The 210-nt window shown below is 41.9% G+C and carries 1 protein-coding gene; it reads right to left on the reverse strand.

The genetic code is table 11. The features are described from left to right. On the reverse strand, positions 1-210 hold a 210-nt coding region (locus tag KW93_RS06955; protein WP_033542269.1), incomplete at both ends, for a DUF2268 domain-containing putative Zn-dependent protease.

Below are 210 nucleotides of genomic sequence, written 5' to 3' on the forward strand. Positions count from 1 at the left end.
TTTTACCATTTCATAGGCAAAGGCATATCCAGCCATAAAAGGGATACCATTCTTTGGATCGCCGAAACAGAATCTTCCTTTGATTTCATCATCCGTTGTGTCCATTTCCTTTTTTGCCTGTTGCCAGTAGTCCAGCTCTAGTTCTTTGGTGAAATCGTTTGTCCACCAGCGTTTGTCTTCGTAGAAATGCAAACTGAAAAACTCGGCTGT

Source organism: Planococcus sp. CAU13, from assembly GCF_000775575.1.
Classification (GTDB): Bacteria; Bacillota; Bacilli; order Bacillales_A; family Planococcaceae; genus Planococcus.